This window comes from Bifidobacterium olomucense (assembly GCF_012932375.1).
GTDB lineage: Bacteria > Actinomycetota > Actinomycetes > Actinomycetales > Bifidobacteriaceae > Bifidobacterium > Bifidobacterium olomucense.
This window is the reverse complement of sequence record NZ_JAAIIG010000029.1, coordinates 1-3432: the sequence shown is the minus strand read 5'-3', so window position 1 is coordinate 3432 and position 3432 is coordinate 1. Positions and strand designations below refer to the sequence as shown.

Genomic DNA, 3432 nt, shown 5'->3' with positions numbered 1-3432 from the left:
GATGAATATAGCATTAGAATAATTGCAAAACTTATGACATAGCTTCTGATTGATTTGTTCTATTCCGTAATCTTCTTTCATGAATTCTCTAATATGCCATATATGAGGCCTATTTGTTTTAATTGCTAGAAGAGCACCAAAATTAGTTGCAAAAGAGTTCGAATGAATCACATCAATGTTATACTTTTCGACGATTTGTTTAAGCCGAATTAACATTAGAGGATTTATAAATATATACCAAAGATATTTGATTATATCTTTAAGACCTATGATGAAACTTACTCTAGATAAACGCTTTACAGGGACAGAATAATGACCGATAATTACAGTACATCCAAGTGATTTAAGAGTAGTATAAAATAGCTTGTTGTATGTGGGTATCGCAACATACAACCTTAAATTAGCGTTATTACCTTTAATCCAATCGCAAAGTGATTTATTGGCCCCCGACATTGAGGCATCATGGCATATAATTAAGCTTTTCATACCTCTGAATCCTTAATATTATCGTTCAATGCCTTCAGATACCTATATTGATACTCTTCGCTTGGCTCCAAAAAGGCACCCTCGCTCCATTCGTTCCAAGCATTTATAATCAGATAATCGTTTCTGGTATCTTTCCTAACCTGATTAATTAATAAATGAAGATATTTTCCAAATTTCTCCGGGGTTGCACCTTTAACAATCATACTATTGTGCTCTTTTCTTGGTGAATTATCCCAAGCGACAAAACAACTTTTAAAAATATCTTTTCCGGAATATGTTCTGTTACGTCTAAGTATTTTTTTCCACAAATTGTCATAGCTCTGATAATCTATTCTGTGAAGGATTTTACATAAAGCTCTTTTTGCTTTATTAAATAATGATAAATCAAAAAATGTGGTATACAAAGGTTCAAACTCCATGACTGCATCTGAGCTTGAATGAGCCACATCATGGTTTTTAGAACTTATATATTCCACAATGTATAAAGGTTGTAGACCACGGGATTTAAGATATTGATTCCAATATTTAATCATATCCTCATATCGAGGTATAGAATTCGGCCTGTAAATAAAGAATAACGGTCTACCTGAAATTTTAATATATCTTGAATCTTTGAAAAAAGTTTCAAGATATCTAATATGTGCCAACCACTCATCTTCCGGACCATATGTTTGTTCGATTAAGACGTCGGGATCTTTGCCATGCCACGTAGTAATCCAAGTTTCATTAGCCCAGCAAAAACAATACTCGATCTTATCTTTAATCTGATCCCTTAATAGTTCGGCAGGTGTTTCGAATATCTGACGATTTTTTGAAAACCAATAGTGATAGAAAATAAATCCCGATACATTATACCTATTTGCAAGAGAAATTTGCTTTCTTATATCTTCCGGGCGGGATAAATTATAGTAATAGTTATTTATCGGTGAAACCGGTTGAACGTGACCTTTAAAATATTTCTGTCCACTTCTCACGTTGTCCCATTCGGTAAATCCCTTACCCCACCATTCGTCATTTTCCGGTATACGATGAAATGCAGGAAGATAAATTGCAAGAGCTTTCATTTTTTCCTCCCAAATAAAATTTGATTGAACCTTTTAAGAATCTGTAAGGTAATAAGCATTCTTTTTGACAACATGGAAGTCAAGCTTCCATGTTTTAATTGTGTTACATTTGCACCATGGCGCCTATATAATCCAAGGATCTCATTGCAAATAAATGTTTTACCATATACTTCATTTATTAAACCTATCCATTGATCATGCATTGGTACATTTTCGATAGGTAAGATATACTCAAGCATTGAAGCTCGGAATGCCATTGCAGCTCCAACAAATGAGTTCCTGATTAGATTATTCAAAAAACCTAATCTACTTTTATGGAAGTTAAAATATGATATTTCTATTATACTTAGGTTTGCATCCACTATTTGCAAATCATGTAAAACACACGTTATATCTTTATTATTTTCAAATATATTTACGATTGTTGCAACCTTATTTTTTAGCCACACATCATCCTGATCCGATAAAAAAATAATATTTCCTGTGGCATATTTCAATGCATTATTTATATTTTTTACAACACCCTGATGAGGGCCTTCAATATATTTGATATTTGCATTATTTTTTTCATATTCGTGAATAATATCTACTGTTTTATCGGTGGAACCGTCATCGGAAATTATTATTTCATCATCAGAGGTTATATTCGATAAAATAGAGTTAATCTGTTCCTTTATATACTTTTCGCCATTGTACGTAGGCATTATCACGGATATTCGCGTCATTGTTCCTCCGAGAAAACTTACAATTATTACATTGTTTCCATCATTCTTTAATTACCGGTGTTAGAACTTGCAATGTGTCTCTTTATAAATATATGCCCTTGCATTAGTAAATGAATCTTGTCGCTAGTGCTTATAGAAGTTCAACACCCCATTTTTTAAAGTACTTATACATTGAAGTAACATGGATTTTGAATAGTTTCCAATTCTTATGAGAACCCTTTTCCCATTTGTGTACAACTGATGCGCTAGGACAATACATCAGCTTCGAAACCGTATTGACGCGCTTGCACAAATCAGCATCTTCGAGATACATAAAATAGCGATCGTCGAAGCCATTGAGCCGTTTCAACAAATCAGTTCGAACGACTAAAAAACTACCCTGTCCAAACGGAACATTAAAAGGCTTGGAATAATCCTGATCCTGCATGGTATGCCATGCTTGACGCTTAGCAAAATGATTGCCGCAAAACATGCGAATAAACATATCAACCATCGTGAGTTCACGTCTATACACACGCTGAAGCGTTCCGTGCGTATCCAGCATCTTCGGAATCGTCATACCGATGCTTGAATCATTTCGCATCATTGCGATCATTTCGCTAAACGCATCGTTGACCAATTCGATATCTGGATTGACGATTGCATGATATTCCGAATGAACATACGGAAGTATAAGATTGTGTCCCTTGCCGAATCCAAGGTTGGCACCCGCATCTACATAGCTAACATCATTGAACCTAGCGAGTTGTTGACAAAACTCATTCTTCGAGGCGTTGGAATCGCCAAGACCACTATTGTCAACTATGAACAAATGCTTCGGCAACGTCTCGCTTGTCTTCTCCTCGATAGACCGGACAGCGCAAAGCGCATCCGCATAGTCCTTATATACGACTATGGAAATCGTCAATATGGATTCGACATTGATGGTAAGATTATTCCCACTTTTCCCAACTTTGTCGCTAGACATTGTCTGCATCCTGCTAAGCCTTAGAAGTAAGCGATAAAGGGGCTTTCTAGAAGAAACTCATTACAAGAGCAAATCTGACATAACCGCCCTTATCGGCTAATCCGGCGGTTCCAGAAACGGGATATCAGGTGGAAACCGTTGAAATCACAGGCTTTTCGCGGAAAAGAGGATGTCTTTGCTTCGGTGAGTG

Annotated in this window: 4 protein-coding genes; all 4 read right to left on the bottom strand. The window is 35.8% G+C overall.

From position 1 onward, the window contains the following. On the bottom strand, positions 1-486 hold a 486-nt coding region (locus G1C97_RS12155), incomplete at its 3' end, for a hypothetical protein (protein ID WP_205832642.1). Then, a complete protein-coding gene (locus tag G1C97_RS11920) occupies positions 483-1550 on the bottom strand; it encodes a glycosyltransferase WbsX family protein (protein ID WP_169241941.1) in 1068 nt (355 codons plus the stop codon). The genes G1C97_RS12155 and G1C97_RS11920, both read right to left, overlap by 4 nt. Then, entirely contained in the window at positions 1547-2275 is a 729-nt protein-coding gene (locus G1C97_RS11915; RefSeq protein ID WP_169241940.1) for a glycosyltransferase family 2 protein, read from the bottom strand. Before G1C97_RS11915 ends, G1C97_RS11920 begins: the two co-directional genes overlap by 4 nt. Before the next feature lie 130 nt (positions 2276-2405). Then, positions 2406-3242, bottom strand: coding sequence for a glycosyltransferase family protein (locus G1C97_RS11910; protein ID WP_169241939.1), 837 nt, complete (start codon positions 3240-3242; stop codon positions 2406-2408). Positions 3243-3432: the final 190 nt, after the last annotated feature.